The sequence below is a fragment of the Pseudomonas sp. EZ-C24 genome, assembly GCF_014525325.1.
Taxonomy (GTDB): Bacteria; Pseudomonadota; Gammaproteobacteria; order Pseudomonadales; family Pseudomonadaceae; genus Aquipseudomonas; species Aquipseudomonas shirazensis.
In genome coordinates this window covers 32,954-58,645 of sequence record NZ_JACDIU010000003.1, presented here as the reverse complement: position 1 = coordinate 58,645, position 25,692 = coordinate 32,954, and the positions used below count along the sequence as shown (strand labels likewise).

28 protein-coding genes are annotated in these 25,692 nt (G+C 64.7%); 24 read left to right on the top strand and 4 right to left on the bottom strand.

Annotated features, from left to right (window positions below; genetic code table 11):
• The first annotated feature begins 61 nt into the window (after positions 1–61).
• Both selO and trxC read left to right on the top strand, forming a co-directional pair.
• Positions 62–1,522, top strand: coding sequence for a protein adenylyltransferase SelO (selO, locus tag IDM28_RS00740; RefSeq protein WP_188035166.1), 1,461 nt, complete (start codon positions 62–64; stop codon positions 1,520–1,522).
• 177 nt (positions 1,523–1,699) lie between these two features.
• Positions 1,700–2,134 carry a thioredoxin TrxC gene (trxC, locus tag IDM28_RS00735; RefSeq protein ID WP_101315575.1) on the top strand — a complete coding sequence of 145 codons (435 nt, stop codon included), beginning with the start codon at positions 1,700–1,702 and terminating at the stop codon, positions 2,132–2,134.
• Here the strand turns inward: trxC and IDM28_RS00730 are convergent.
• Positions 2,131–2,904: a ParA family protein gene (locus IDM28_RS00730; protein WP_150571527.1), complete on the bottom strand. Its 774-nt coding sequence runs from the start codon at positions 2,902–2,904 to the stop codon at positions 2,131–2,133. The two genes, trxC and IDM28_RS00730, sit on opposite strands and share 4 nt — an antisense overlap.
• A 316-nt stretch (positions 2,905–3,220) precedes the next feature.
• Here IDM28_RS00730 and IDM28_RS00725 point away from each other — a divergent pair, with 316 nt between their 5' ends.
• From IDM28_RS00725 to IDM28_RS00625, 21 genes are read left to right on the top strand one after another with little or no spacing between them, the layout of a single operon-like run.
• The gene (locus tag IDM28_RS00725) at positions 3,221–3,940 is read left to right on the top strand and encodes a beta-ketoacyl synthase chain length factor (protein WP_150571528.1); all 720 of its coding nucleotides are present in this window, start codon (positions 3,221–3,223) and stop codon (positions 3,938–3,940) included.
• Entirely contained in the window at positions 3,916–4,728 is an 813-nt protein-coding gene (locus IDM28_RS00720; RefSeq protein WP_150571529.1) for a lysophospholipid acyltransferase family protein, read from the top strand. Before IDM28_RS00725 ends, IDM28_RS00720 begins: the two co-directional genes overlap by 25 nt.
• Positions 4,703–4,975, top strand: a complete 273-nt coding sequence (locus tag IDM28_RS00715; protein ID WP_101315568.1) for a phosphopantetheine-binding protein — start codon at positions 4,703–4,705, stop codon at positions 4,973–4,975. The genes IDM28_RS00720 and IDM28_RS00715 overlap by 26 nt, the downstream gene beginning before the upstream one ends.
• A gap of 8 nt (positions 4,976–4,983) precedes the next feature.
• Entirely contained in the window at positions 4,984–5,238 is a 255-nt protein-coding gene (locus tag IDM28_RS00710) for an acyl carrier protein (RefSeq protein WP_101315566.1), read from the top strand.
• Complete coding sequence (locus IDM28_RS00705; RefSeq protein ID WP_188035164.1) at positions 5,235–5,780, top strand: hypothetical protein; 546 nt, start codon at positions 5,235–5,237, stop codon at positions 5,778–5,780. The genes IDM28_RS00710 and IDM28_RS00705 overlap by 4 nt, the downstream gene beginning before the upstream one ends.
• Positions 5,777–7,456, top strand: a complete 1,680-nt coding sequence (locus IDM28_RS00700; protein WP_188035163.1) for an AMP-binding protein — start codon at positions 5,777–5,779, stop codon at positions 7,454–7,456. Before IDM28_RS00705 ends, IDM28_RS00700 begins: the two co-directional genes overlap by 4 nt.
• Positions 7,449–8,183: a glycosyltransferase family 2 protein gene (locus IDM28_RS00695; RefSeq protein ID WP_150570355.1), complete on the top strand. Its 735-nt coding sequence runs from the start codon at positions 7,449–7,451 to the stop codon at positions 8,181–8,183. Before IDM28_RS00700 ends, IDM28_RS00695 begins: the two co-directional genes overlap by 8 nt.
• The gene (locus tag IDM28_RS00690) at positions 8,180–9,118 is read left to right on the top strand and encodes a glycosyl transferase (RefSeq protein ID WP_150573367.1); all 939 of its coding nucleotides are present in this window, start codon (positions 8,180–8,182) and stop codon (positions 9,116–9,118) included. Before IDM28_RS00695 ends, IDM28_RS00690 begins: the two co-directional genes overlap by 4 nt.
• Complete coding sequence (gene hutH, locus IDM28_RS00685) at positions 9,105–10,643, top strand: histidine ammonia-lyase (protein WP_150570357.1); 1,539 nt, start codon at positions 9,105–9,107, stop codon at positions 10,641–10,643. Before IDM28_RS00690 ends, hutH begins: the two co-directional genes overlap by 14 nt.
• Positions 10,636–11,061 carry an acyl-CoA thioesterase gene (locus IDM28_RS00680; RefSeq protein WP_150570358.1) on the top strand — a complete coding sequence of 142 codons (426 nt, stop codon included), beginning with the start codon at positions 10,636–10,638 and terminating at the stop codon, positions 11,059–11,061. The genes hutH and IDM28_RS00680 overlap by 8 nt, the downstream gene beginning before the upstream one ends.
• Entirely contained in the window at positions 11,058–11,657 is a 600-nt protein-coding gene (locus IDM28_RS00675; RefSeq protein WP_150570359.1) for an outer membrane lipoprotein carrier protein LolA, read from the top strand. Before IDM28_RS00680 ends, IDM28_RS00675 begins: the two co-directional genes overlap by 4 nt.
• Complete coding sequence (locus tag IDM28_RS00670) at positions 11,608–13,968, top strand: MMPL family transporter (protein WP_410524646.1); 2,361 nt, start codon at positions 11,608–11,610, stop codon at positions 13,966–13,968. Before IDM28_RS00675 ends, IDM28_RS00670 begins: the two co-directional genes overlap by 50 nt.
• Complete coding sequence (locus tag IDM28_RS00665; RefSeq protein ID WP_188035161.1) at positions 13,965–15,122, top strand: sodium:proton antiporter; 1,158 nt, start codon at positions 13,965–13,967, stop codon at positions 15,120–15,122. The genes IDM28_RS00670 and IDM28_RS00665 overlap by 4 nt, the downstream gene beginning before the upstream one ends.
• Entirely contained in the window at positions 15,109–16,356 is a 1,248-nt protein-coding gene (locus tag IDM28_RS00660; protein ID WP_188035160.1) for an NAD(P)/FAD-dependent oxidoreductase, read from the top strand. The genes IDM28_RS00665 and IDM28_RS00660 overlap by 14 nt, the downstream gene beginning before the upstream one ends.
• Positions 16,353–17,084, top strand: coding sequence for a class I SAM-dependent methyltransferase (locus IDM28_RS00655; RefSeq protein ID WP_150573360.1), 732 nt, complete (start codon positions 16,353–16,355; stop codon positions 17,082–17,084). Before IDM28_RS00660 ends, IDM28_RS00655 begins: the two co-directional genes overlap by 4 nt.
• A complete protein-coding gene (locus IDM28_RS00650; protein WP_103435707.1) occupies positions 17,081–17,566 on the top strand; it encodes a hypothetical protein in 486 nt (161 codons plus the stop codon). Before IDM28_RS00655 ends, IDM28_RS00650 begins: the two co-directional genes overlap by 4 nt.
• The gene (locus tag IDM28_RS00645) at positions 17,563–18,756 is read left to right on the top strand and encodes a beta-ketoacyl-[acyl-carrier-protein] synthase family protein (RefSeq protein ID WP_188035159.1); all 1,194 of its coding nucleotides are present in this window, start codon (positions 17,563–17,565) and stop codon (positions 18,754–18,756) included. The genes IDM28_RS00650 and IDM28_RS00645 overlap by 4 nt, the downstream gene beginning before the upstream one ends.
• Positions 18,753–19,223 carry a hotdog family protein gene (locus tag IDM28_RS00640; protein ID WP_188035158.1) on the top strand — a complete coding sequence of 157 codons (471 nt, stop codon included), beginning with the start codon at positions 18,753–18,755 and terminating at the stop codon, positions 19,221–19,223. Before IDM28_RS00645 ends, IDM28_RS00640 begins: the two co-directional genes overlap by 4 nt.
• Complete coding sequence (gene fabG / locus IDM28_RS00635) at positions 19,216–19,944, top strand: 3-oxoacyl-ACP reductase FabG (protein WP_150573357.1); 729 nt, start codon at positions 19,216–19,218, stop codon at positions 19,942–19,944. The genes IDM28_RS00640 and fabG overlap by 8 nt, the downstream gene beginning before the upstream one ends.
• A complete protein-coding gene (locus IDM28_RS00630) occupies positions 19,944–21,170 on the top strand; it encodes a beta-ketoacyl-ACP synthase (RefSeq protein ID WP_101315535.1) in 1,227 nt (408 codons plus the stop codon). Before fabG ends, IDM28_RS00630 begins: the two co-directional genes overlap by 1 nt.
• 26 nt (positions 21,171–21,196) lie before the next feature.
• Positions 21,197–21,643 (top strand): excinuclease, encoded by a 447-nt coding sequence (locus IDM28_RS00625; RefSeq protein WP_101315533.1) that lies wholly within the window; start codon positions 21,197–21,199, stop codon positions 21,641–21,643.
• 10 nt (positions 21,644–21,653) lie between these two features.
• Here IDM28_RS00625 and IDM28_RS00620 read toward each other — a convergent pair whose 3' ends face one another.
• Positions 21,654–22,541: a LysR family transcriptional regulator gene (locus IDM28_RS00620; RefSeq protein WP_101315531.1), complete on the bottom strand. Its 888-nt coding sequence runs from the start codon at positions 22,539–22,541 to the stop codon at positions 21,654–21,656.
• A gap of 139 nt (positions 22,542–22,680) precedes the next feature.
• Between IDM28_RS00620 and IDM28_RS00615 the strand changes: the two genes are divergently transcribed.
• Positions 22,681–23,904 carry an MFS transporter gene (locus tag IDM28_RS00615; RefSeq protein WP_223175832.1) on the top strand — a complete coding sequence of 408 codons (1,224 nt, stop codon included), beginning with the start codon at positions 22,681–22,683 and terminating at the stop codon, positions 23,902–23,904.
• Positions 23,905–23,941: 37 nt separating this feature from the next.
• Here the strand turns inward: IDM28_RS00615 and IDM28_RS00610 are convergent, their stop codons facing one another.
• Together IDM28_RS00610 and hemE are read right to left on the bottom strand one after the other, a co-directional pair.
• Positions 23,942–24,289 carry a YgiW/YdeI family stress tolerance OB fold protein gene (locus IDM28_RS00610; protein WP_101315527.1) on the bottom strand — a complete coding sequence of 116 codons (348 nt, stop codon included), beginning with the start codon at positions 24,287–24,289 and terminating at the stop codon, positions 23,942–23,944.
• A 202-nt stretch (positions 24,290–24,491) separates the two neighbouring features.
• Positions 24,492–25,556, bottom strand: a complete 1,065-nt coding sequence (gene hemE, locus IDM28_RS00605; RefSeq protein ID WP_101315525.1) for a uroporphyrinogen decarboxylase — start codon at positions 25,554–25,556, stop codon at positions 24,492–24,494.
• Positions 25,557–25,692: the final 136 nt, after the last annotated feature.

Sequence of the window (25,692 nt, the reverse complement as noted above, 5' to 3'; positions counted from 1 at the left end):
GCATGCACCGCACACTCGCGGCGAGGGCCTGGCCCTCGTCCGCCATGCCAGGAGCCGGCCCGTGAAAGCCCTAGACCAACTGACCTTCGACAATCGCTTCGCCCGCCTCGGCGATGCCTTCTCCACTCAGGTACTGCCTGACCCGATCGCCGAGCCGCGGGTGGTAGTGGCCAGCGAGTCGGCGATGGCCCTGCTCGATCTCGACCCGGCGCAGGCAGCGCTGCCGCTGTTTGCCGAGCTGTTCAGCGGCCACCAGTCCTGGCAAGACGCCGACCCACGGGCGATGGTCTACTCCGGGCACCAGTTCGGCGGCTATACGCCGCGTCTGGGCGATGGCCGCGGATTGCTGCTGGGCGAAGTAGTCAACGATGCCGGCGAGCACTGGGACCTGCACCTCAAGGGTGCCGGGCAAACGCCTTATTCGCGTATGGGTGATGGCCGCGCCGTGCTGCGCTCGTCTATCCGCGAGTTCCTCGGTTCCGAAGCCCTGCACGCCTTGGGCATCCCCAGCAGCCGCGCGCTGTGCGTGATCGGCTCGAGCACGCCGGTGTGGCGTGAGACCCAGGAGAGCGCGGCAATGATCCTGCGCCTGGCACAGAGCCATATCCGTTTTGGCCACTTCGAGTATTTCTATTACACCCGCCAGCCAGAACAGCAGCAGCTGCTGATCGACCATGTGCTGGAGCAGCATTACCCTGAATGCCGCAGCGCCGAGCAACCGTACCTGGCGATGTTCCAGACCATCGTCGAGCGCAACGCCGAGTTGGTCGCGCGCTGGCAGGCCTATGGTTTCTGCCATGGGGTGATGAACACCGACAACATGTCGATCCTGGGCATCACCTTCGACTTCGGCCCGTTTGCCTTCCTCGACGACTTCGACGCCAACTTCATCTGCAACCACTCTGACAATCAGGGGCGTTACAGCTACAGCAATCAGGTGCCCATCGCCCACTGGAACCTCAGCGCACTGGCCCAGGCCTTGACTCCGTTTGTCGAGGTCGAGGCACTGAAGCAGGCGCTGGGCCTGTTCCTGCCGCTGTACCAGACCCACTACCTCGACCTGATGCGCCGCCGCCTGGGCCTGACTACCGCCGAGGACGACGACCTGCAATTGGTCGAAACCCTGCTGCAACGTATGCAGAGCGGCGGCGTCGACTACACGCTGTTCTTCCGCCGGCTTGGCGATCAGCCCGCCGCAGCGGCCCTGCAGGCAGTACGCGACGATTTTGTCGATCTGGCCGGCTTCGATGCCTGGAGCGCGACCTATCTGGCCCGCTGTGAGCGCGAGCCAGCCAACGCCGAGGGCCGCCGCGAGCGTATGCATGCGGTCAACCCACTGTACGTGCTGCGCAATTACCTGGCACAGAAGGCCATCGAAGCGGCCAATGGCGGTGACTACACCGAAGTGCGCCGCCTGCATCAGGTGTTGAGCAGGCCGTTCGAAGAGCAGCCGGGCATGCAGGCCTACGCCGAGCGCCCGCCGGAGTGGGGCAAGCATCTGGAAATCAGTTGCTCGTCGTGAGTAACTTTTGAGGACGTCGGGGGGCGCTATGCGCCCCTTTCGCGACACCAGGCCGCCCCTACAGGCACCGCGTAATACCGACGTACGCGGTCAACTGTAGGAGCGGCCTTGTGCCGCGAAAGGGCTGCAAAGCAGCCCCAGAATTTCCGGTCAGAATCGCATTCATAAGGAGTCACAATGTCCGATCCACTAGTGATCCCCTGCCCACACTGCAACGGCCTCAACCGCCTGCCGGCCGAGCGCCTGAACGACACGCCCAAATGCGGCCGCTGCAAACAGGCCGTGTTGCTGAGCCGGCCGTTCGATCTGAGCGAGGCAAACTACGCCAGCCAGATCAAAGGCGATCTGCCCTTGTTGCTGGACGTCTGGGCCGACTGGTGTGGGCCGTGCAAGTCGTTCGCGCCGATCTTCACCCAGGCAGCGGCGCAACTGAGCGGTCGCTGCCGTTTGGCCAAGCTCGATAGCGAAGCCAACCGCAATCTGGCCAGCCAACTGGGCATCCGCTCGATCCCAAGCTTGATCCTGTTCAAGAACGGTCGCGAAATCAGCCGTCAGGCTGGCGCATTTCCACTCCACTCATTACTGGAGTGGCTGCGCAGCCAGGGCGTTTAGGCGTTTTCTTCGAGCAACGCGTGCAGCTCGACGAACTGCTGGGTCAGCTTGTGCCGCGGATCCAGGTGGATCAGCGGCAGGCTGGCATGGTGCGATTCGCGCATCTTCACCGAGCTGGTCAGGTACACCGGCAACACCGGCAGGCCCTCTTCGATCAGCTCATCGAGCATCTGCTGCGGCAGGCTGGCGCGTGACTGGAATTGATTGACCACGATGCCTTCGACCAGCAGGCCTTCGTTGTGGTCGTCCCTCAACTCTTCGATCTCGGCCAGCAGGCCGTACAGCGCCTGGCGCGAGAAACTGTCGCAGTCGAAGGGGATCAGCACTCGATCAGCCGCGATCAACGCTGATACCGCATAGAAATTCAGCGCCGGCGGGGTATCGATGTAGATCCGATCGTAATCCTCGTCGAGCTCTTCGAGCAATTTGCGCAGCTTGTTGATCTTGTGCTTGGCCTCGAGCTTGGGCTGCAGGTCGGCCAACTCCGCCGTGGCGGTAACCACGTGCAGGTTGTCGAATGGGGTTTCGTAGATATCGACCTTGTTCTTCTTCGAGAACGGCCCGGTCGACAGGCTCTGCTTGAAGAAGTCGGCGATGCCCATGGGGATGTCGTCGCCGGTCAGCCCGGTCAGGTACTGGGTCGAGTTGGCCTGGGAGTCCAGGTCGATCAGCAGGGTCCGGTAGCCTTCGTTGGCGCTGACCGCTGCCAGGTTGCAGGCAATGCTCGATTTGCCCACGCCACCTTTCTGATTGAATACCACGCGCCGCATGAGAGACCTCCGTGTATCAACGAATGTCCGAGTATGTGTCGAGGCCCGTGCATTGGCCAGCGCAACTTCGCTTAAGCCGCTCCAACGGCAGCTGCCATGCGGGCAGCACCGCTTGTCGGAATTTGCCTGCACCACATGTCGGCGTTGTGCAAAACGTAAATGAACTTGTCTGATGGCGATTATGTAACCAGCAATTGCTACACATCGCTGGCGCCGTGATAATGCGCGCCACTCGGCGAATATGCCAACCCTGTCAGGTCGTTGTTACGAGTCATTCCTCGGCAAGGCAGTCCTTCAGGGCGGAATAAAAAGCACCGTGATCACCTTCGATATCAGCCAATGGCGTGCCTGGGCTCCAGGCCTGGTGACGCCTGCCGACTGGCAGGCGTGGGCCCAGGGCAGCCGACACAGCTGCAGTGAAGCGGCGTCGCCAGACGTCTCGTTCCTGCCGGCCATGCAGCGCCGTCGCCTGAGCAATCTGGCGCGCATGGCCTTTGCTGTCGGCTGGCCGCTGGCTGAAGGGTACGAGGCACTGCCGCTGGTATTTGCCTCGCGTCATGGCGAAACCCCGCGCACCTTTGCCATTCTCAGTGACCTGGCTGATCAGCAACCGTTGTCGCCGACCCAGTTCAGCCTGTCGGTGCACAACGCGGTAATCGGGCTGTGGTCGATCCTGCGCGGCGAAACCAGCGAGATGACCGCCATCGCCGCCGCCGGCGATGGCCTTGAGCAGGGCCTGCTGGAGGCTGCGGCGCTGTTGGCGGAGGGCGCGCCGGCGGTGTTGCTGATCGTCTGCGAAGAACTGCCGCCGGCGGTCTACGATGCCTGGGTCAACGATGTGCCTTTCGCCTACGCCCTAGGCCTGTTGGTCACCCCGGGTCAGCAGTGGCAACTGAGCCCTGGCCCGGCAGCCACGCAGTCGTTGCCGGCCGCCCTGCCACATGCCCTGAACTGGCTGCAGGCCACACTGAACGGCGTGAATTGCTTCACTCATACCTGGAAGCGGCGGTCATGGACCTGGCAACGGCAGCCGTGAGCAAGACCCGCGATCACTACTACTGGCGCCTGCTGGCGACAGCTGCGTGCTTTTGCCTGTTTGGTCTCGGCGGCCTGTGCCTGCGCGTGCTGGTGTTTCCGTTGCTCAGCTGCTTGCCGGGCGGAGTGGTGCGTCATCGTCAACGCGCGCGCTACACCATCAGCTGGCTGTTCTGGCAGTTCGTACGGGTGATGCGGTTCAGTGGCGTGCTCACCTACCAGATCGACGGCGCCGAGCGCCTCGGCCGCCCCGGGCAGATGATCATCGCCAACCACCCCTCGCTGATCGATGTGGTGTTTCTCATCGGTCTGGTGCGTCAGGGCAATTGCGTAATCAAGCAGAGCCTGTTCGACAACCCCTTCACCCGCGGTCCGGTCAGTGAAGCGCAGTACCTGGGCAACGATGGCAGCATGGACATGCTCGACAACGCCGTGCAATGCCTGCGCGATGGCCAGCCGCTGGTGATATTCCCGGAGGGCACACGCACCCCGCCCGGCCAGGCGCCGGCCTTTCATCGCGGCGCCGCCGCGATTGCCCTGCGCGGTGCGAAGATCATCACCCCCGTAACCATCAAGGTCAGCCCGAGCACCCTGACCAAGAACGAACCCTGGTATCGCATCCCTCAGCGCCGCGTGCACTTGAGCCTGAGTGTCGGCGCCGATATCGACCCACAAACGTTCGCCGCCCTCGGACCTGCGCCAAAGGCGTCGCGCGCACTCAACGATTATCTGCATCAGTACTACATCAAGGAGCTCGCCATCGATGAGCGATCCACAGCAAGACCTTAACCGTGACCTCAAGCAATTGATCATCGACGCACTCGGCCTGGAAGACATAGCCGTGGACGACATCGACGACCAGCAACCGCTGTTTGGCGACGGCCTGGGCCTGGACTCGGTGGACGCTCTCGAGCTCGGTCTGGCGATACAGAAGCGCTATGGCATCAAGATCGACGCCGACGCCAAGGACACCCGCAACCATTTCAGCAGCGTCGCCGCACTGGCGGCGTTCGTCACTGCCCGCAACGCCGCCTGAGAACTCACATGCAAACCCGCGAAGACATCTTCAATATTTTGCGCGATGCGCTGGTCGAGCTGTTCGAGCTGGAGCCAGAGCGCGTAACCCTGGACGCCAACCTGTATCAGGACCTGGAAATCGACAGCATCGATGCGATCGACCTGATCGACCACATCAAGCGCCAGACCGGCAAGAAAATCGCCGCCGAAGAGTTCAAGGCCGTGCGCACCGTCAATGATGTGGTCGAAGCGGTGTTCCGCCTGGTCAACCCGGCCGCATGAAACGCCTGATCGGCCTCGGTCTGGTCGTGGCTGGGGTGCTGTACCCGTTTGCCGTGCATTTCGGCCTGGCGCACTTTGCCCCGTGGCAGTTCGCCCTGCTGCTGGGTGGCCTGTGGCTGGCCCGCGCCTTGAGCGCGCCGCGCCGCCCCGCCAGCCTGTGCATGGCCGCGCTGGCGTTGGCCTTCTGCGCCCTGCTCGGGCTGAGCGACAGTGCCCAACTGCTGCGCTGGTACCCGGTGCTGATCAGCACCTTCATGCTCGGCCTGTTCGGCTCCAGCCTGCTCCACGGCATGCCCATGGCCGAGCGCCTGGCACGCCTGCAAGAGCCTGATTTGCCAGCGCGCGCGGTGGAGTACACCCGCCGGGTGACGCAGGTGTGGTGCCTGTTCTTTCTGCTTAACGGGCTGATCGCAGCGGGCCTGACCCTGTGGGCGCCACTGAGCTGGTGGACCCTGTACAACGGCCTGATCGCCTATATCGCGATGGGCCTGCTGTTCGCTGGCGAATGGCTGACAAGACAACGTGTGCGAGGACGCCCATGAACTGGATCAATCTTCACCACCTGCTGCGCCCGCTGGATGCGCCGCGCCAGGTGACCCAGGCGCCGGCGCTCGACCACGCCGAGCTGTGCACCCAGGCCTTGCGCCTCGCCGGTGGCCTGCAGCAGCGCGGCGTGCAGCGCCTGGCGGTGCACCTGGAAGACGCCGCCGAGCTGGCGATCGCCCTGCTCGGCGCCTGGCGCGCTGGCGTCACCGTGTTGCTGCCAGCCGATCTGCAAGCCGCCACGCGGGCGCGCTGGAGCGAGCAGGTCGACCTGTGGCTCAGCGACCAGGCCGGCGATCATTCATTGCTCAGCCTGCTCGGTGAGCCACTGCCGGCAGCCGACCTCGACCCGCACACCTGCTCGATCAGCCTGTGCACCTCCGGCTCCAGCGGCGAGCCCAAGCGCATCGACAAGCAGCTGAGCCAACTGGCCAATGAAGTCAGCGCGCTGCAGGCACTGTGGGGCGCCAGCCTGGGCGATGCCTGGATCATTGGCAGCGTCGCCACCCAGCACATCTATGGCCTGCTGTTCCGCGTGCTCTGGCCACTGTGCGCGGGGCGCGGCTTCGAGCGCCGCCAACTGCCGTTCCCCGAAGACCTGCAACGGGCCAGCCGTGAACATGCAGACTTCGCCTGGGTGGCCAGCCCGGCCCTGCTCAAACGCATGGGTGACAACCTCGACTGGCCAGCGCTGGGCCACGTGCGCCGGGTGTTCACCTCCGGCGGCGCCCTGCCCGCCGAAGCCGGCCAGCGCCTGCAGCAGTTGCTCGGCCAATGGCCGACCGAGATCTTCGGCAGCTCTGAAACCGGCGGTGTCGCCTGGCGTCAGGGCGACACCCTGTGGCAGCCCTTTGCCGAGGTGCAACTGAGCCAGGACGCGCACGGCGCCCTGCGCATTGCCTCACCCTACCTGCCCGTCGGGCATGTCGAGCAAACGGCCGATGCGGTCCAGTTCAGCACCGACGGGCGCCTGCGCCTGCTCGGCCGGCTCGACCGGATCGTCAAGCTGGAAGAAAAACGTGTGTCGCTGCCCCTGCTCGAACAAGCGCTGTGCAGCCATGCCTGGGTCAGCGAAGCGCGGCTGGGCATGCTCGAACAGGGCCGCGCCTACCTCGGCGCCTTGCTGGTGTTGTCGGCCAGCGGCCTGCACGCCCTGCGCAATCAGGGCCGACGCGCGTTGATCGAAGGCCTGCGACGGCACTTGGCCGATCATTGCGAAGCGGTCGCCCTGCCGCGGCGCTGGCGACTGCTGCGCCAGCTGCCGCTGACCAGCCAGGGCAAGCTGCCCGAGGCCCAGGTGCAGGCGCTGCTGCAAGCCTCACGCAGCATGCAGCCAGAGCTGCTCGAACAGCGCCAGGAGCAGGACCAGCACCTGCTCACACTGCACGTGCCGCTGGACCTGGCCTGCTTCAGCGGGCACTTCCCGAAAACGCCGGTGCTGCCCGGTGTGGTGCAGGTCGACTGGGCGATTGCCCTGGCCAGCGAACTACTGCCGGGCCAGCGCCGCTTTGCCGGCATGGAAGTGCTCAAATTCCAGCAACTGGTGCGCCCCGGCGACGAAGTGCTGCTGAGCCTGCGCTGGGACAGCGAGCGCGGCAAACTCTACTTCGCCTACACCTGCGCCGGGCAGGCCTGCTCCAGCGGCCGCATTCTGATGGAGACGGTCGATGCATAAGCCTTGCGCAGTGATCCCGGTATACAACCACGAGCACGCGCTGCCAGCAGTAGTCAGCGACCTGCAGCGCGCCGGGCTGCCCTGCGTGCTGGTTGACGACGCCAGCAGCCCCGCATGCGCCTCAGTGCTGGCACAGCTGGCCACTCAAACGGACATCTATCTGGTCAGCCTGAGCGTCAACCAGGGCAAGGGCGGCGCGGTGATGGCCGGCCTGCGCGAAGCGGCGCGGCTGGGTTTCAGCCATGCACTGCAAGTAGACGCCGACGGCCAGCATGACCTGGGCGACATCGGCCGTTTTCTTGAGCTTTCGCAGAATGATCCACAGGCACTGGTGTGTGGTTATCCGCAATACGACGCCAGCGTGCCCAAGGGCCGTCTGTATGCGCGCTACCTGACCCATGTATGGGTGTGGATCAACAGCCTGTCGCTGCAGATTCCCGATTCCATGTGCGGTTTTCGCGTCTACCCGCTGCCTGCCACGCTGGCCCTGATCAACAGCGTCAAGCTTGGCCGGCGAATGGATTTCGATCCGGAGATCCTGGTGCGCCTGGCCTGGCGCAACCAGCCGATGCGCTGGCTGCCAACCCGCGTGCACTACCCGCAGGACGGCCTGTCGCACTTTCGCCTGGTGCACGACAACGCGCTGATCTCGACAATGCACGCCAAGCTGTTCTTCGGCATGCTGCTGCGCGCGCCGCTGATCGTCTGGCGCAGGTGGCGCGCATGACTACTCCTGCGCGGCACTGGGCACAGCATCAGGAGCGCGGCAGTTTCTGGCTGATGAAGCTGACCGCAACGCTGGTACGGCTGCTTGGCCGGCGCGTGCTGAGCCCGCTGATCCACGTCATCGTCGGCTACTTCTTCCTGTTCGGCCGCCGCGCCCGGCGCAGTGCCTGGCAATACCAGCAACGGCTCAGCGCATGCAACGGCGGACAGACACCGGCGCCGAGCCAGTGGCAGGTGTTCCGCCAGTTCATGGCGTTCGCCGACGCCCTGCTGGACAAGCTCGACGTATGGAATGGCCGCCTGCGCCTGGAAGACATCGAAATCGACGACCCAGCGCAACTGCGCACGCAATTGCGCGGCGAACGCGGGCAGATGCTGGTGGGCGCCCACTTGGGCAACCTTGAAGTGTGCCGGGCGCTGGCCGAACTGGGCGAGCAGGTGACCATGAACGTGCTGGTGCACACCCGCCACGCCGAGCGCTTCAACCGCCTGCTGGGCGAGGCCGGCGCGACCAATCTGCGCCTGATTCAGGTCAGCGAATTGGACCCGGCAGTGATGCTGCAGTTGTCCGAACGGCTCGAGCGCGGCGAATGGCTGGCGATTGCCGGTGATCGGGTACCGCTGCATGGCGCGCGCACCGTCGAGGTGGATTTCCTCGGTCACCGCGCCGCATTCCCGCAGGGGCCGTGGCTGCTGGCGGGGATCCTTGGCTGCCCGCTCAACCTGCTGTTCTGCCTCAAGCTGCAAGGCCGCTACCGAGTCACCCTCGAACCCTTTGCCGAGCGTGTGCAATGGCGCCGCGGCCAGCGCGACCAAGTGATTGCCGAATGGACCACGCGCTATGCGCAACGCCTGGCGCACTACTGCAGCCAAGCGCCGCTGCAGTGGTTCAACTTCTACCCTTTCTGGAAGACCGACGACGATGCATCCGCATGAGCCTGTAACTTTCGGTGAGTCGCACCTGGCCATCGAAGCTGTTGTAGCCCTGGCCGAACGCCGGGCCAGCGCCCACTTGCAGGACGACGCCGCCTACCGCGAACGCATCGCTCGTGGCGCGCGCTTTCTCGACACCCTGCTGAGCAAAGAAGGGGTGATCTACGGCGTCACTACCGGTTACGGCGATTCCTGCGTGGTGGCCGTGCCGCTGGAGCATGTCGAAGCGCTGCCGCAGCACCTGTACACCTTCCATGGCTGCGGCCTGGGCCGCCTGCTCGAAGCACCGGCGGTGCGCGCCGTGCTGGCGGCCCGCCTGCGCTCGCTGAGCCACGGCGTGTCGGGGGTGCGCCTGGAGTTGCTGGAGCGCCTGCGCGCGTTCCTCGAGCACGACATCCTGCCGTTGATCCCGGAAGAAGGTTCGGTCGGCGCCAGCGGCGACCTGACGCCGCTGTCGTACGTCGCAGCGACCCTGTCCGGCGAGCGCGAGGTCAGCTACCAGGGCCAGCGCCGCAGTAGTGCCGACGTGCACCGCGAGCTGGGCTGGCAGCCCTTGGTGCTGCGCCCCAAAGAGGCACTGGCATTGATGAACGGCACTGCGGTGATGACCGGCCTGGCTTGCCTGGCCTTCTCCCGCGCCGACTACCTGCTGCAACTGGCCACGCGCATCACCGCCCTCAACGTGATCGCCCTGCAGGGCAACCCGGAGCACTTCGACGAGCGCCTGTTCGCCGCCAAGCCGCACCCCGGCCAGACACAAGTCGCCGCCTGGTTGCGCCAGGACCTGGCCATCGACGCCCCGCTACCACCGCTGCACCGCCTGCAGGACCGTTACTCGCTGCGCTGCGCGCCGCATGTACTGGGCGTGCTCGCCGATAGCCTGGGCTGGCTGCGCGGTTTTATCGAAACCGAGCTGAACAGCGCCAACGACAATCCGATTATCGACGGCGACGCCGAGCGCGTACTGCATGGCGGGCACTTCTATGGCGGCCATATCGCCTTTGCCATGGACAGCCTGAAAACCCTGGTGGCGAACGTTGCCGACCTGCTCGACCGCCAGCTCGCGCTGCTGGTCGATACCCGCTACAACCACGGCCTGCCAAGCAACCTGTCGGGCGCCCCGGCCGAGCGGGCGATGATCAACCATGGCTTCAAGGCCGTGCAGATCGGCGCCAGCGCCTGGACCGCCGAAGCGCTCAAGCTGACCATGCCGGCCAGCGTGTTCTCGCGCTCCACCGAATGCCACAACCAGGACAAGGTGAGCATGGGCACCATCGCTGCGCGCGATGCCCTGCGCGTGCTGGAGCTGACCGAGCAGGTTGCCGCTGCGACCCTGCTGGCGGCGAACCAGGGCGTGTGGCTGCGTGCCCGCCAGGCAGAAAGACATGCACTGCCGCCAGCACTGGCGCAGATGCACGAAGCCCTGCTCGTCGAGTTCGTCCCGGTGATCGAAGACCGCGCGCTGGAAGCCGACCTGCGCCACTGCCTGCTGCGCATCGGCCAACGTCACTGGAGGCTGCATGCGTAGTGCGGGAGTGATCCACGTCGACACTGAAGTGCAGGTGCCGTTTTTCGACGTCGACAGCATGCATGTGGTCTGGCACGGCCATTATGTCAAATACCTGGAAGTGGCCCGCTGCGCGCTGCTCGACCAACTCGGCCACAACTACGTGCAGATGCAGGCGAGCGGTTTTGCCTGGCCGGTGATCGACCTGCAGCTGCGTTATATCCGCGGCGCCACCTTCGGCCAGCGCTTGACCGTGCGCGCGAGCCTGGTCGAGTGGGAAAACCGCTTGAAGATTCATTACCTGATCAGCGACGCCGAAACCGGCGAGCGGATGACCCGCGCGAGCACGGTGCAGGTCGCGGTGCACATCGACAGCGGCGAAATGCAGCTGGCCTCGCCGCAGGTCATGCTCGACGCCGTACAGAGGGTTTTGCCATGAAGCGCCTGTGCACACTGCTGACCCTTGCCCTGAGCCTGCTCAGCCCGCTGGCGCAAGCATTCAGCCTTGATGACCTGCAGCGCCAGCTCAGCGCGCCGGCCGTGGTCAAAGGCCCGTTCATTCAGGAAAAGCACCTGCGCGCTCTACCCCAGCCGTTGCTGAGCAAGGGCCAGTTCGTGCTGGCCCGCGAGCATGGTTTGTTGTGGCTGTTGCAGACGCCGCTGCGCCAGGACTACCGGATCGACGCCAACGGCATTGCCCGGCGTGATCCGAGCGGCTGGCAGCGCCTGCCCAGCGCCAGTGCCGGCGCCGAGCAGAACCGGCTGTTCTTTGCCGTGCTGCAAGGCGACAGTGCCGGTCTCAAGCGCGACTTCGAACTGAGCCTGAGCGGTGACGCCACGCACTGGCAGCTGCAACTGACCCCGCGTTCGCTGCTGCTCAAACAGATCTTCACCCGCATCGACATCAGCGGCGGGCAGTTCGTCGAACAGATTCAGCTCAGTGAAACCCAGGGCGACAGCACGCTGCTGCGCATGACCGACAGCCATGGCGCTGCCGCCCTCAGCGACACGGAGCGCAGCGATTTTGTCGATTGAACGCTGGTTGCCGCGCGGCTTTCTCGCCCTGCTGCTGGTGATGCTGGCCATCGCCGGCTGGCAATGGCAGCGCGGCGCGCCGCTGTCAGCCGACCTGATGGCGCTGGTGCCGGGCGCCACCGAAGACGCCCTGGTCAAGCGCGCCGAATTGCGCGTGCAAGAGCCCCTGAACCGCGAGGTACTGGTACTGGTTGGCCACGCCGAACGCCAGCAAGCGCTGGCCCTTGCCGAGCAACTGGCCGGCCAATGGCAGGCCAGCGGACTGTTCGAGCGCGTGCAGTGGAGCCTGCAGACAGACCTCGGCGCGGTCCGCGAGCAGTTGCTCGCCGGCCGCGTGGCGATGCTCTCGGCAGCTGACCGCGCGCAGCTGCGCGAACGGCCCGCGGCATTCATCGAGCAGCGCGTGCAGAGCCTGTTCGACCCGTTTTCCGGGTTCAGCCTGGTGCCTGCCCAGGACGACTGGCTGGGCTTGACCGGGCGTATTCAGAACAGCCAGCCGAAACCCGTCAATATCGAACTGGACACGGCCAGTGGCGCCTTGATCGCGCAGGCCGATGGCCGCCAGTGGGTGCTGCTGCGGGCGCGCACCCTGGGCACTGCCTTCGATATGAAGCTACCGCTGCAGGTGGCCGAGCTGCTGGCTGATGCCCGCCGCCAGGCCGAACCGCATGGCGCCCAGTTGCTGGCCGCCAGTGGCCTGCTGTACGCGGCCGCCGGCCAGCAGCAGGCCAGCCGCGAAATCACCTGGGTCGGCGGTGGCGCGACGTTGAGCATTCTGTTGTTGCTGCTGCTGGCGTTTCGTCGCTGGCGGGCCCTGCTGGCGTTCGTGCCGGTGCTGACCGGCATGCTGTTCGGCTCGGTGGTGTGCGTGGCGCTGTTCGGCCACATGCACGTGATGACTCTGGTACTCGGTTCGAGCCTGATCGGCGTAGCGGTGGATTACCCGCTGCATTACTTGTCGAAGAGCTGGAGCCTCAAGCCATGGCGCAGTTGGCCGGCGGTACGCCTGACCCTGCCAGGGCTGAGCCTGAGCCTGGCGACCAGCTGCATCGGTTATCTGGCGCTGGCGTTCACGCCGTTTCCGGCCCTGACCCAGATTGCCGCGTTCTCGGCCGCCGGCTTGATCGGCGCCTACCTGTGCGCGGTGTGCCTGCTGCCGGCATTGCTGGGCCAGGTCGAGCTGAAGCCGGCGCAGTGGCCGCTACGTATCGCGCAAGCCCTCACCGACTGGCGCGAGCGGCTGTTGCGCAGAGTGCCCAGCGCAGTGCTGCTGGTGCTGGTGCTGCTGTTTTGCGGCGCTGGGCTGTGGCAGCTGGACACGCGTAACGACATCCGCCAATGGGTGGCGAGCCCGCCGCAACTGCAAGAGCAAGCCCAGGCAGTCGCACGCATCACCGGCTACCAGCCAACCAGTCAGTTCTACCTGGTGCGCGGGGCTGAGCAAGAGCAACTGTTCCAGCGCCTGCAGGCGCTGTCGGCCAAGCTCGACGAGCTGCATGACCTAGGCAAGCTCAAGGGTTATCTGAGCCTCTCGCAGATCGTCGCCAGCCCTGAGCAGCAGGCACAAACCCGGCAGGCGCTGGCCCACCTGAGCGACTATTGGCAGCCGCTGGTTGAACTCGGTGTGCCGCAAGCCGGCCTGCAAACCCAGCTGCAACAGCTGCAAACGTTGCCGCCCCTGAGCATCGAGCAGGCCCTCGCCGGTCCGCTTGCTGAAGCCTGGCGACCGCTCTGGCTTGGCCAGGACGCTACCGGCGTCGCCGCCATCGTCAGTCTGCAAGGCCTGAGCGATGCCAGCCTGCTGCGCTTGCAGACCGACGACCTGGATGGCGTGCAACTGGTCGACCGGCTCGGCGAACTCAATCAACTGTTCGCCGCCACCCAGATCAGCGCCGCCGAGCTCAAGCTGCTGTCCTGCGCACTGATCCTGGTGCTGCTGGCAGTCCCGTTCGGCCTGCGCGGTTCGCTGCGCATTGTCGCCCTGCCGCTGCTGGCAGCGTTATGCAGCCTGGCCAGCCTCGGTTGGCTGGGGCAGCCGCTGACACTGTTCAGCCTGTTTGGCCTGCTGCTGGTCACGGCCATCAGCGTCGACTACGCCATCCTCATGCACGAGCGTATCGGCGGGGCTGCGGTGAGCTTGCTCGGCACCTTGCTGGCGGCTCTGACCACCTGGCTGTCGTTCGGCCTGCTGGCGCTGTCGCAGACGCCTGCGGTGAGCAACTTCGGCATGGCCGTCAGCCTCGGGTTGATCTTCAGTTTCCTGCTGGCGCCGTGGGCAGCGGCACGCGAGACGCCGGCGGTGCAGCCATGAGCATCGTCCTGTTCTGGCTCATGGCCCTGGCCCTGTTTGCCGTGGCCAGCGCATTCGGCAAACGCCTGGGGCTTATCCCTATCGTCAGCCAGCTGCTGTTGGCCGCGCTGGTGCTGCCGCTGCTGATGCTGTTGTGGGTACAACCGCACTGGCAGCTCGACGGCGCCCAGCTGATCGCCCCGATCTGGCTGAAGACCCTCTACGGCTGCAGCTTTGCTCTGTTGCTGGGGCACATTCTCGCTGACGTCGCGCACCTGCGCCTCGACCCGCAAGCATTGAAGATCGCCCTGCCCAGCTTCGCCGTGCCGTTTGCCTGCGGCGTGGCCTGCGCGCTGTGGCTGCTTGAACTGAGCGGGGTCAGCGCCCTGGCCATGGGCCTGGTCTTCGCCATCACCGCAATCCCAGTGCTGTACCTGTACCTGCGCGCCATCGACTACCCGCCAGCCGCCAGCCAGCGCCTGCTGCAGGCCGCGATCGTCATCGACCTGGCCTGCTGGCTATTGCTCGGCATGGGCCAGGGCAGCCTGCAACCAAGCAGCCTGGCCCTGCCGGCGCTGGCGGCGCTGACGCCGGTAGTGCTGCGTGGTCTGGGCCTGCGCGCACCACGTCTGTACGGCCTGGTTTTCCTGCTACTGCTGTTTGCCGCCGAGCACTTCCGGCTCAACGCGCTGATCTTCGGCGTTGGCTATCTGGCCTGCTTGCGCGTGCTTGGCCTGCAGCTACGCCTGCCGCTGACAGACGCCAGCAACCGCCGCCTGCAACAAGGCCTGGCCGTGCCGCTGATCCTCACCTACGGCGTGGTCCAGATCGACCTGCAGCATGCCTTCGCAGGCTTCGACGCCAGCCAGCTGCTGGCGCTGCTGGTGCTGCCGATCCTGAGCAAGCTGCTCGGTAACTGGCTCGGTTTGAGCTGGGCGACCGCCTCGTTCGCCGGCGCCAGCAAGTGGCGCGAGAGCCTGCTGCTGAACATCCGCGGTCTCAGCGAAATCGTTTTTCTCAATCTGTTGCTGACCCAGCAGCTGATCAGCCCGGCGTTGTACTTCGCGCTGATGCTGATGAGCCTGATCGCCACCCTCATGCCTGCCTTCGCCGGCCTGCATCGCATCCCGCAGACTTCCCTCACACCGCCAAGGAGGCCACATGCCGAACTGTGAACTGCAACACCACCAGGTCGTGGTCATCGGCGCTGGCCCCTCGGGCGCCATCGCTGCCGCGTTGCTCAAGCGCCGCGGCCACGATGTGCTGGTCATCGAGCGCCAGCGCTTCCCGCGCTTCTCCATTGGCGAAAGCCTGCTGTCGCACTGCATCGACTTCGTCGAAGAAGCCGGCATGCTCGAAGCGCTCGAAGCGGCGGGTTTCCAGTACAAGGACGGCGCCGCCTTTGCCTGGGGTGATGAGTACAGTGCGTTTGATTTCGGCCAAACCTTCAGCCAGGGCCGGCCGAGCACCTTCCAGGTCCAACGGGCGCGGTTCGACAAGCTGCTGGCCGACCAGGCCGAGGCCCAGGGCGTGGAAATCCGCTACGAGCACGAGATCATCAGCGCCGACATGAGCGCTGCGCAGCCACGCCTGCGCGCACGCCGGCCAGACGCCAGCGAATACGAAGTGCAGGCCGACTTCGTCCTCGATGCCAGCGGCTATGGCCGCGTGTTGCCGCGCCTGCTCGACCTGGAAGCACCGTCGAATTTCCCGGTGCGCCAGGCAGTATTCACCCACATCGAAGACCGCATCGATCTGCCCGGCTTCGACCGCAACAAGATCCTTATCACCACCCACCCGGAACACCGCGACATCTGGTTCTGGACCATCCCGTTCAGCGACGGTCGCGCGTCGCTGGGTGTCGTCGCGGCCGCCGAGCGCTTTGCTGCAGCGCCGACCGATCTGGACGCCTGCCTGCAGCATTTCGTGGCGCAGACGCCAAGCCTGGCCAAGGTCTTGGCCAACGCCGTGTGGGACACCCCGGCGCGGACCATCGGCGGCTACTCGGCCAACGTCAAAACCCTGCATGGCAACGGCTTTGCCCTGCTCGGCAACGCCGCAGAGTTTCTCGACCCGGTATTTTCGTCCGGAGTCACCATTGCCATGCGCTCGGCCAGCATGGCTGCCGCCCTGCTCGACCGCCAGTTGCGCGGCGAAGCGGTCGACTGGCAGCGGGAGTTTGCCGAGCCGCTCAAACGTGGGGTGGATACCTTCCGCGCCTATGTCGAGGGTTGGTATGACGGCAGCTTTCAGGACGTGATCTATCACCCCGGCAGCTCGCCGCAGATTCGCGCCATGATCAGCTCGATTCTGGCTGGCTACGCCTGGGATGAGCGCAACCCGTTCGTGGCTGAACCACGGCGCCGGCTGGCGACTCTGGCGGCGCTTTGCGCGAGGGGCCAGGCATGAGTCAGCCTCCGTTCCTCAGCGCCAGCTATGTCGAAGAAACTCGCTTTGGTTTCTGGTTCCTGCGCAGCCACACCTGGCAGCATCACGTACTACGGGTGGCGATCGACGACCTGCGTCAGTTGTTCGACAGCCCGCTGCCAGCGGCGCCGGTGCTGCTCGATGCCGGCTGCGGCCAGGGCAAATCGTTCAAGCATCTGCAGCGAGTGTTTGCGCCCGGCCGATTGATCGGTATCGATGCCGACCCGCACAGCCTGCAACTAAGCGGCGCCGAAGCTACGCGCCAGGGCCTTACGGTCGAGCTGCTGGGCAGCGACTGCGCCCAACTGCAACTGGCAGACGCCAGCGTCGATATCGTCTTCTGCCATCAGACCTTCCACCATCTGGTGGAACAGGACCAGGCCCTCGCCGAGTTCTGGCGGGTGCTTAAGCCTGGTGGTTATCTGCTGTTCGCCGAATCCACCGAAGCCTATATCGACACCTGGGTGATCCGCTGGCTGTTCCGCCACCCAATGCATGTACAGAAGAGTGCCGAGGGTTATCTGCAGATGCTGCGCGAACAGGGCTTTGCCTTCACGGCGCGCAATGTCTCCTACCCGTACCTGTGGTGGAGCCGCGCCAAGGACTTCGGCCTGCTCGAACGGCTGCGCCTGCGCAAGCCGCCCGCGCCAGGCCAGCGCGAAGAAACCCTGGTCAATGTGGTCGCCCGCAAGCCGCTGGTGCAGCCATGAGGGCGCTGCTGCTGGCGACGCTGTGCCTGGTGCTGGCCGCCTGCAGCAGCCGCGCGCCGCTGCCCGCGCAGATGCCGCAGTTGCAGTTGCCCCAGCAGTTGCACGTGCAGCGCGAGCAGGCCGGCGAGCGCCAGGACTGGATGCTCGTGGTGCAGGCCGAGAACGGCCAACTGCGCTGGTCGCTACTCGATCTGCTGGGTATCCCCCAGGCACGCCAGTTGTTCGATGGTCAACACTGGCAGGCCGACGGCCTGTTGCCACCCAATCCGCCGGCACGCGAGCTGTTTGCCGCGCTGCTGTTTGCTCTGACCCCCTCCGAGCAACTGGCGCAGCTCTACCCGGATGCCCGCGAACAAGGCCAGCAGCGCTGGTTGGGCGAGCGTTGGCAGGTCAGCTATCGGCAGCCGGGCGCTTTTGACTTGAAACTGGCCCACGGCCTGCGTTATCTAGTCGACCCCCTACCCAGCGAGCGCCTGCCATGACCGCCTACCTGAATGCGCTGGGCCTGACCTGCGCCCTCGGCCGTGGCCAGGCTGAGGTCGCCGCACGCCTGTTTGCCGGTGACTGTTCGGGCATGCAGGCCCAACCTGGGTGGATCCCGGAGCGCTGTCCGACCGTCGGCGCGGTGCAAGCTGAGCTGCCGGCGGTGCCGCTGCCAACGCAACACAGCCGCAACAATCAATTGCTCTACAGCGCCGCTATGCAGATCGAGCCGGCAATCCGCCAGGCTATCGCCCGGTTCGGCGCGCAGCGTATCGCGGTGGTGCTCGGCACCAGCACCTCGGGGATTGCCGAGGGCAGCGCAGCCATCGCCCAGCAGCGCCGGAGCGGGCAGTTTCCGCCGGACTATCGCTACGACCAGCAAGCCCTCAGCGCGCCGGCAGAGTTCCTTGCCGACTGGCTGCAACTGAGCGGCCCGGCCTACGTGATTTCCACCGCCTGCACCTCCAGCGGGCGGGCCTTGCTCAGCGCCCGGCGCCTGCTCGAGCTGGGCGTCTGCGATGCGGTGCTGTGCGGCGGCGTCGACAGCCTTTGTGGCCTGACCCTGAACGGCTTCAACTCCCTTGAGGCGATCAGCCAGGCACGCTGCAATCCGTTCTCGCAGAACCGTGACGGGATCAATATCGGCGAAGCGGCTGCGCTGTTTCTGATGACCGCAGAGCGTAATACCGATGGTCCTTCACTGGCCCTGCTTGGCGCTGGCGCCAGCAGCGATGCCTACCATATTTCAGCGCCTGACCCGAGCGGCGCCGGCGCGCGGCAAACCATGGCCCTGGCCTTGAACAACGCCGGCCTTGCGCCCGAACAGATCGACTATCTGAACCTGCACGGCACCGCCACCGAGCACAACGACGCCATGGAAAGCCTGGCGGTGCACGGCCTGTTCGGCGCGCAGCTGGCCTGCTCGTCGACCAAACCGATGACCGGCCACACCCTAGGCGCCGCCGGCGCGCTGGAAGCCGCCTTCTGCTGGCTGAGCCTGAGTGAGCACAACCCGCACGGCCAGTTGCCACCGCATGCCTGGGACGGCCAGGCCGACCCGCGCCTGCCTGCCCTTAACCTGGTCGACGGCACGCAGCGGATGCATGCGGCGCGGCCACGCCGGATAATGAGCAACTCGTTCGCCTTCGGCGGCAACAATGTCAGCCTGATTGTTGGAGACACCCCATGATTGCCTGGCCTCTGGCCGAACTGCTGCCGCATTCCGGCGACATGATCCTGATCGATCAGGTCGACAGCTGCGACGACGAGCAGATCCACACCCGCAGCACAGTGCGCCCTGGCGGCCTGTTCAACCGCGCCGACGGCAGCCTGCCGGCCTGGCTCGGCCTGGAGCTGATGGCGCAAAGCGTTGCCGCCTATGCCGGTTGCCGCGCCCGTCGCGATGGCCGGCCGGTGGAGCTGGGGTTTCTCCTCGGCACGCGCAACTACCAATGTGATGTCGAACACTTCCCTGCCGGCGCCGAGTTGCACATCCACGCCCTGCGCTCGCTGGAAGACGACAACGGTATGGGTGTGTTCGAGTGTCACCTGCGCGGTCCGGGGCTGCATGCCAGCGCCCGCCTGAATGTCTATCGCCCGCCACAGGTCGCTGGTTACCTGACCGAAGCGGCCCCTGAGGAACCTTGCCATGACTGATACCATCCTGGTCACCGGGTCGAGCCGCGGCATCGGCCGAGCGATCGCCCTGCGCCTGGCGCGTGCCGGTTATGACCTGGTGCTGCATTGCCGCAGTGGCCGTGCCGAAGCCGATGGCGTTGCCGGCGAAATCCACGCCATGGGTCAACAGGCCCGGGTGCTGCAGTTCGACGTAGCCGACCGCGAAGCCTGCCGGGGCATCCTCGAACAGGATGTGGAGACCCACGGCGCCTACTATGGCGTGGTCTGCAACGCCGGCCTGACCCGCGATGGCGCCTTCCCGGCGCTGACCGACGCTGACTGGGACCAGGTCCTGCGGACCAACCTGGACGGTTTCTACAACGTTCTGCATCCGCTGAGCATGCCCATGATCCGCCGTCGCAAACCGGGCCGGATCGTCTGCATCACCTCGGTTTCGGGGTTGATCGGCAACCGCGGCCAGGTCAATTACAGTGCCTCCAAGGCCGGCGTGATCGGCGCGGCCAAGGCGCTGGCGATCGAGCTGGGCAAACGTCAGATCACCGTCAACTGCGTAGCCCCAGGGCTGATCGACACCGCCATGCTCGATGAGCACGTGCCGGTCGACGAGCTGATGAAGATGATTCCTGCCGGACGCATGGGCACGCCCGAGGAAGTCGCCGGCGTGGTCAATTTCCTGATGTCGGCGGAAGCCGCCTACATCACCCGGCAGGTGCTGGCGGTCAACGGAGGGTTGTGCTGATGCGTCGCGTAGTCGTCACCGGCATGGCCGGCATCACCTCCCTGGGCAGCGACTGGGCGACCATCGCCGGCCACTTCGCCAACCAGCGCAGCGGTATCCGGCGCATGGCTGAATGGGATCGCTTCAGCGAGTTGAACACGCGTCTTGCTGGCCCGATCGACGATTTCAAGGTGCCCGGCCACTGGACCCGCAAGCAGTTGCGCAGTATGGGCCGGGTATCGCGCCTGGCCGTGGCTGCGGCCGAGCAGGCGCTGGCCGATGCCGGCCTGCTCGATGATCCAATCATCCGCGACGGCCGCATGGGCGTGGCCTGCGGCTCGTCGACCGGCAGCACCGACGAGATCAAGGCATTCGGCAACATGCTGCTCAACTCGGTAGCCGATGGCCTCAACGCCAACTCCTACGTGCGCATGATGCCGCACACCACTGCTGCCAATATCAGCATCTTTTTCGGCCTGACCGGGCGCCTGATCCCGACCTCCAGCGCCTGCACCAGCGGCAGCCAGGGCATTGGTTATGCCTATGAAGCGATCAAGTTCGGGCGCTTGCCGATGATGCTCGCCGGCGGCGCCGAAGAGCTCTGTCCGACCGAGGCGATGGTGTTCGATGCGCTGTACGCCACCAGCCTGAAAAACGACACCCCGCAGCTGAGCCCACGTCCTTACGACAATGGTCGCGACGGCCTGGTGATCGGCGAAGGCGGCGGCATGCTGGTGCTCGAAGAGCTCGAGCATGCCCTGGCCCGCGGTGCGCGCATCCACGCCGAGATCGTCGGCTTTGGTAGCAATGCCGATGGCCAGCACACCACCCGCCCCGAGCAGAGCACGATGCGCCGGGCCATGGAGCTGGCCCTGGAGGACGCTGCTCTGGCGCCAGAGGCCATCGGCTACGTCAACGGCCACGGTACCGCTACCGAACAGGGCGATATTGCCGAAACACTGGCCACCAGCAGCCTGTTTGGCCCGCACATGCCGATCAGTTCGCAGAAGAGTTTTCTCGGCCACACCCTCGGCGCCTGCGGCGCGCTGGAGTCGTGGTTCAGCATCGAGATGATGAACAGCGACCTGTATGCGCACACCCTCAACCTGGATGAAATCGATCCCCGCTGCGGCGAGCTGGACTACCTGCGCGGCGAGTTTCGCAGGATGAGCAACCAGCATGTGATGAACAACAACTTCGCTTTCGGCGGCGTCAACACTTCGTTGATATTCCGCCGCTGGCCCTGAACACACCCCGATCGAGGAACGATCCGATGCGCCTGAAGACCTGGACTGCCACCACCGCCCTGCTGCTCTGCGCCCTGCCCGGCATCAGCCAGGCACGCGATACCGCGCTGTACCTGCCCTTCGACAAGGTCGTCCAGCAAATGCTCGCCGAAAAGAAACTCGACGGTTCGGTGAAGTTCTATTTGGCCGGTGTACAGCCGCGCGGCAAGGTCAGCGTGATCCAGCCCGGCGCGGTCACCAACAAGAAGACCAATGCCTTCAACAAGACCGACCAGGGTGCCTGTGAGTGGGCCTTGCAGTCGGCCCTGCTGACCCTGCAGGACGCTGCGCGCCGGGCCAATGCCAACGCAGTGACCAACATCGCCAGCTACTACAAGAAGAACGAGCGCAAAGATGCCAGCACCTACGAGTGCCACGCCGGCGCCGTGATCGCAGGCGTCGCACTGAAAGGCGACCTGGCTCGCGTCGACTAAACCGCCGCCATCAGGCGTTGCCGATCAGCAGGTCGGCAAACGCCTTGGCCATCACCGAGCTGCCAGCCTGGCGCTGGACCAGCCACACGGCGGTATCCGCCCCTTCATCCAGCACCGTTCGATAGACCACGCCATCGATGCGCATGCGCTGGTACGAGGCTGGCAGCACCGAGACGCCGAGACCTGCCGAAACCAGGCCGATAATCGTCATCGCCTCGCCAACCTCCTGGGCAAAATGCGGGCTGAAGCCTGCCTGGCGGGCCAGCGCCAGCAACTGTGCATGCAAACCACTGCCGTAACTGCGCGGGAAGAACACGAACGGTTCACGGGCCAGATCAGCCATGTGTAACCCTTGTTCACTGGCGGCAACCAATGGGTGCGAAGCATTCAGCACTGCCACCAGCGGCTCACGGAAAAGCTCGGTGACCTGCAGGCCGTCGGGCAACGGCATCGGCCGCATCAGGCCAACTTCGATCGATTCATCGAACACCGCCGCCGCAACATCACGGCTGCTCATCTCCTTCAAACTCAGGTGCACCGCCGGGTAGCGCTGACGGAACGCATGGATCGCCTTGGGGATCTTCGAGGTGAAGGGCGCTGATGAAGTGAAGCCGATCTTCATCTCGCCGAGCTCACCCAACTGCGCACGGCGGGCGACGTCGGCAGCTTTATCGACCTGTGCCAGCACCTGCCGCGCCTCCTCGAGGAACAAGCGCCCGGCCTCGCTCAGCTCGACCCGACGATTGGTGCGCTCGAACAAACGCGCCCCCAACTCATGCTCCAGCGCCTGAATCTGCTGGCTCAGCGGCGGCTGGGAGATGCCTAGTTGCTGTGCAGCCCGGCCGAAGTGCAGCTCCTCGGCCACGGCAATGAAGTAACGCAGATGACGCAATTCCATAGCTGCTCCGAACGAGTCGTTAAACGTCTTAAACAGGTCGAACAATATATTGGATCTAATCATTAGCCAGCTATATGATTTTTTCCAATCAGCAACATCGGCCAGCGCTTTTGAGGGATCCGTCGTGAAAACTGCTGCAATGCCCCACGTGATCGAAGCCGCCCCGCTGCCGGATATCTGGATCGAAAAAGGCAGCCCGGCGTTCATGAAAACTGTGCTGGCGCTATTCAGCGGCGGCTTTGCCACCTTTGCCCTGCTCTACTGCGTACAGCCGATGATGCCGCTGCTGTCGCAGGAATTTGCCATCAACGCTGCGCAGAGCAGCCTGGTGCTGTCGGTAGCCACCGCCATGCTTGCCATCGGCCTGCTGATTACCGGGCCGATCTCCGACCGCATCGGCCGCAAGCCGGTGATGGTATTCGCCTTGGTCTGCGCCGCCCTGTCGACCCTGGCCAGCGCGGTGATGCCAAGTTGGGAGCTGGTGCTGGCGACCCGCGCGCTGGTCGGCCTGTCGCTGAGCGGGCTGGCGGCGGTGGCGATGACCTACCTGAGCGAAGAGATCCACCCACAGCACATTGGCCTGGCGATGGGCTTGTACATCGGCGGCAACGCCATTGGCGGCATGTGCGGGCGGCTGATCAGTGGCGTGCTGATCGACTTCGTCAGCTGGCACACAGCGATGCTGTGCATCGGCGGCCTGGCGCTGGTGGCAGCAGTGGTGTTCTGGAAGGTACTGCCCGAGTCGCGCAACTTCCGCCCGCAGACGCTGAATCCTCGCAGCCTGCTCAACGGCTTTGTCATGCACTTTCGCGACGCCGGCCTGCCCTGGCTGTTCCTCGAAGCATTTTTGCTGATGGGTGCATTCGTTACCCTGTTCAACTACATCGGCTACCGCTTGTTGGCCGAGCCTTATCACATGAACCAGGCACTGGTCGGGCTGCTGTCGATTGTCTACCTGTCGGGCATCTACAGCTCCGCCCAGGTCGGCGCCCTGGCCGACCGGCTGGGCCGGCGCAAGGTGTTCTGGGCAAGCATCGTGGTGATGGCCGGCGGCATGCTGATGACCCTGGCCAGCCCGCTGGCGATGATCATCATTGGCATGCTGGTGTTCACCTTCGGCTTCTTCGGCGCGCACTCGGTGGCCAGCAGCTGGATCGGCCGGCGCGCCTTGAAAGCCAAGGGCCAGGCGTCCTCGCTGTATCTGTTCAGTTACTACGCAGGGTCGAGTGTGGCGGGTACCGCGGGCGGGGTGTTCTGGCACATGGCCGGTTGGAACGGCATCGGCCTGTTCATCGGTAGCCTGCTGGCCGTGGCCTTGCTGGTGGCGCTGCACCTGAGCCGGCTAGCACCAAAAACCGCGTGAAGCCAAAGGCTGCACGCGGTCGCTTTGAAGTCATCGATCAGTTGATGATTTCGACCAGGTCGACATCCACTTCACGGCTCATCAGGTTTTTTTCCACTTCACCGGTCAGCTTGACCTTGGTCTTGTCGTTGAAGCCAGCTGCAGGCATGTCTTCATCGTCGATTTCAACCTTGATGGTGCCGGTGTTGTCCTTGAACTCGAACTTGTCGTCGTTATCCAGCTTCTTGGTAACGAAGCCCTGCAGGACCACACGAGTGTCGTCAGCCGCATCGTTGGCAGCGGCCACGGTGGTAACCGGCTGCGCGCCTGGGCCGGTGTAGGTGGTGGCCAGAGCAGCAGTGCTGAACAGTGGGGCAAGGATCAGAGCGAGGTAGCGAGCTTTCATGGTGATCAAGTCCTGTATCGGTTGAGATGGGACCAGATTAACGATGATCGCTGAATTTAAGCTTAACGCAATATAAACCCGGCACATGGCCTAATGGTGTTCACTTAAGCTCTACATCGCCTGCATGGGGGCCGCTTTGCGGCCCCGGCATTCTTAGGTAAACAGCGTCAGGCACATGGCCGGGTTTTTATTCAGCGACTGATCACTGATGGTATTGCGCCGACAGGTCATGCACGGCGTTGATGAACGCACCCGCATGTTCCGGATCAACCTCAGGCGTGATGCCATGGCCAAGGTTGAACACGTGGCCAGTGCCTTTGCCATAGCTGGCCAGGATGCGCCCGACCTCCTGACGAATCGCCGCAGGCTTGGCGTACAGCACGGTCGGGTCCATGTTGCCCTGCAGGGCAACCTTGTCGCCGACACGGCGGCGGGCATCGCCGATCTCGCAGGTCCAGTCCAGACCCAGTGCATCAGCGCCACAATCAGCAATGCTCTCCAGCCACATGCCACCATTCTTGGTAAACACAATGACCGGCACCTTGCGCCCATCATGCTCACGGATCAGCCCGCTGATGATCTTGCGCATGTAAGCCAGTGAGAACTCCTGATACGCCGCCGCCGACAGGTTGCCACCCCAGGTATCGAAGATCTGCACCGCCTGCGCACCAGCCTGAATCTGCCCGTTGAGGTAGCTGGTAACCGACTGAGCCAGCTTGTCCAACAGCAGGTGCATCGCCTGCGGATTGTCATAGAGCATGGCCTTGCTCTTGCGGAAGTCTTTCGACGAGCCGCCTTCGACCATGTAGGTGGCCAACGTCCACGGGCTACCGGAGAAACCGATCAACGGCACGCGCCCATTGAGCTCACGGCGGATGGTGCTGACCGCATCCATCACATAGCCAAGGTCCTTGTGCGGATCAGGGATCGGCAGCGCCTCGATATCGGCGAGGGTGCTGACCACCTTCTTGAAACGCGGGCCTTCGCCGGTCTCGAAGTACAGGCCCTGGCCCATGGCATCAGGGATGGTGAGGATGTCCGAGAACAGGATCGCCGCGTCCAGTGGGTAACGATCGAGCGGCTGCATGGTCACCTCGCAGGCGAACTGCGGGTTCTTGCACAGGCTCATGAAGTCGCCGGCCTGAGCACGGCTGGCGCGGTACTCCGGCAGGTAACGGCCGGCCTGGCGCATCATCCAGACGGGCGTGACGTCTACGGGTTGCTTGAGCAGTGCACGCAGGAAACGGTCGTTCTTCAGGGCAGTCATGTCGGCATCCGGAAAAAAAGTGCGGGCATTTTCTCAGACGCCAGCACAAAAGGCACGGCCAAGGCCATGCGTTTTGTCTATTGGGTGTCTTGGGTCAAACGATTTTGTATACAAGATGGCGGGAATGGGGCTGCTT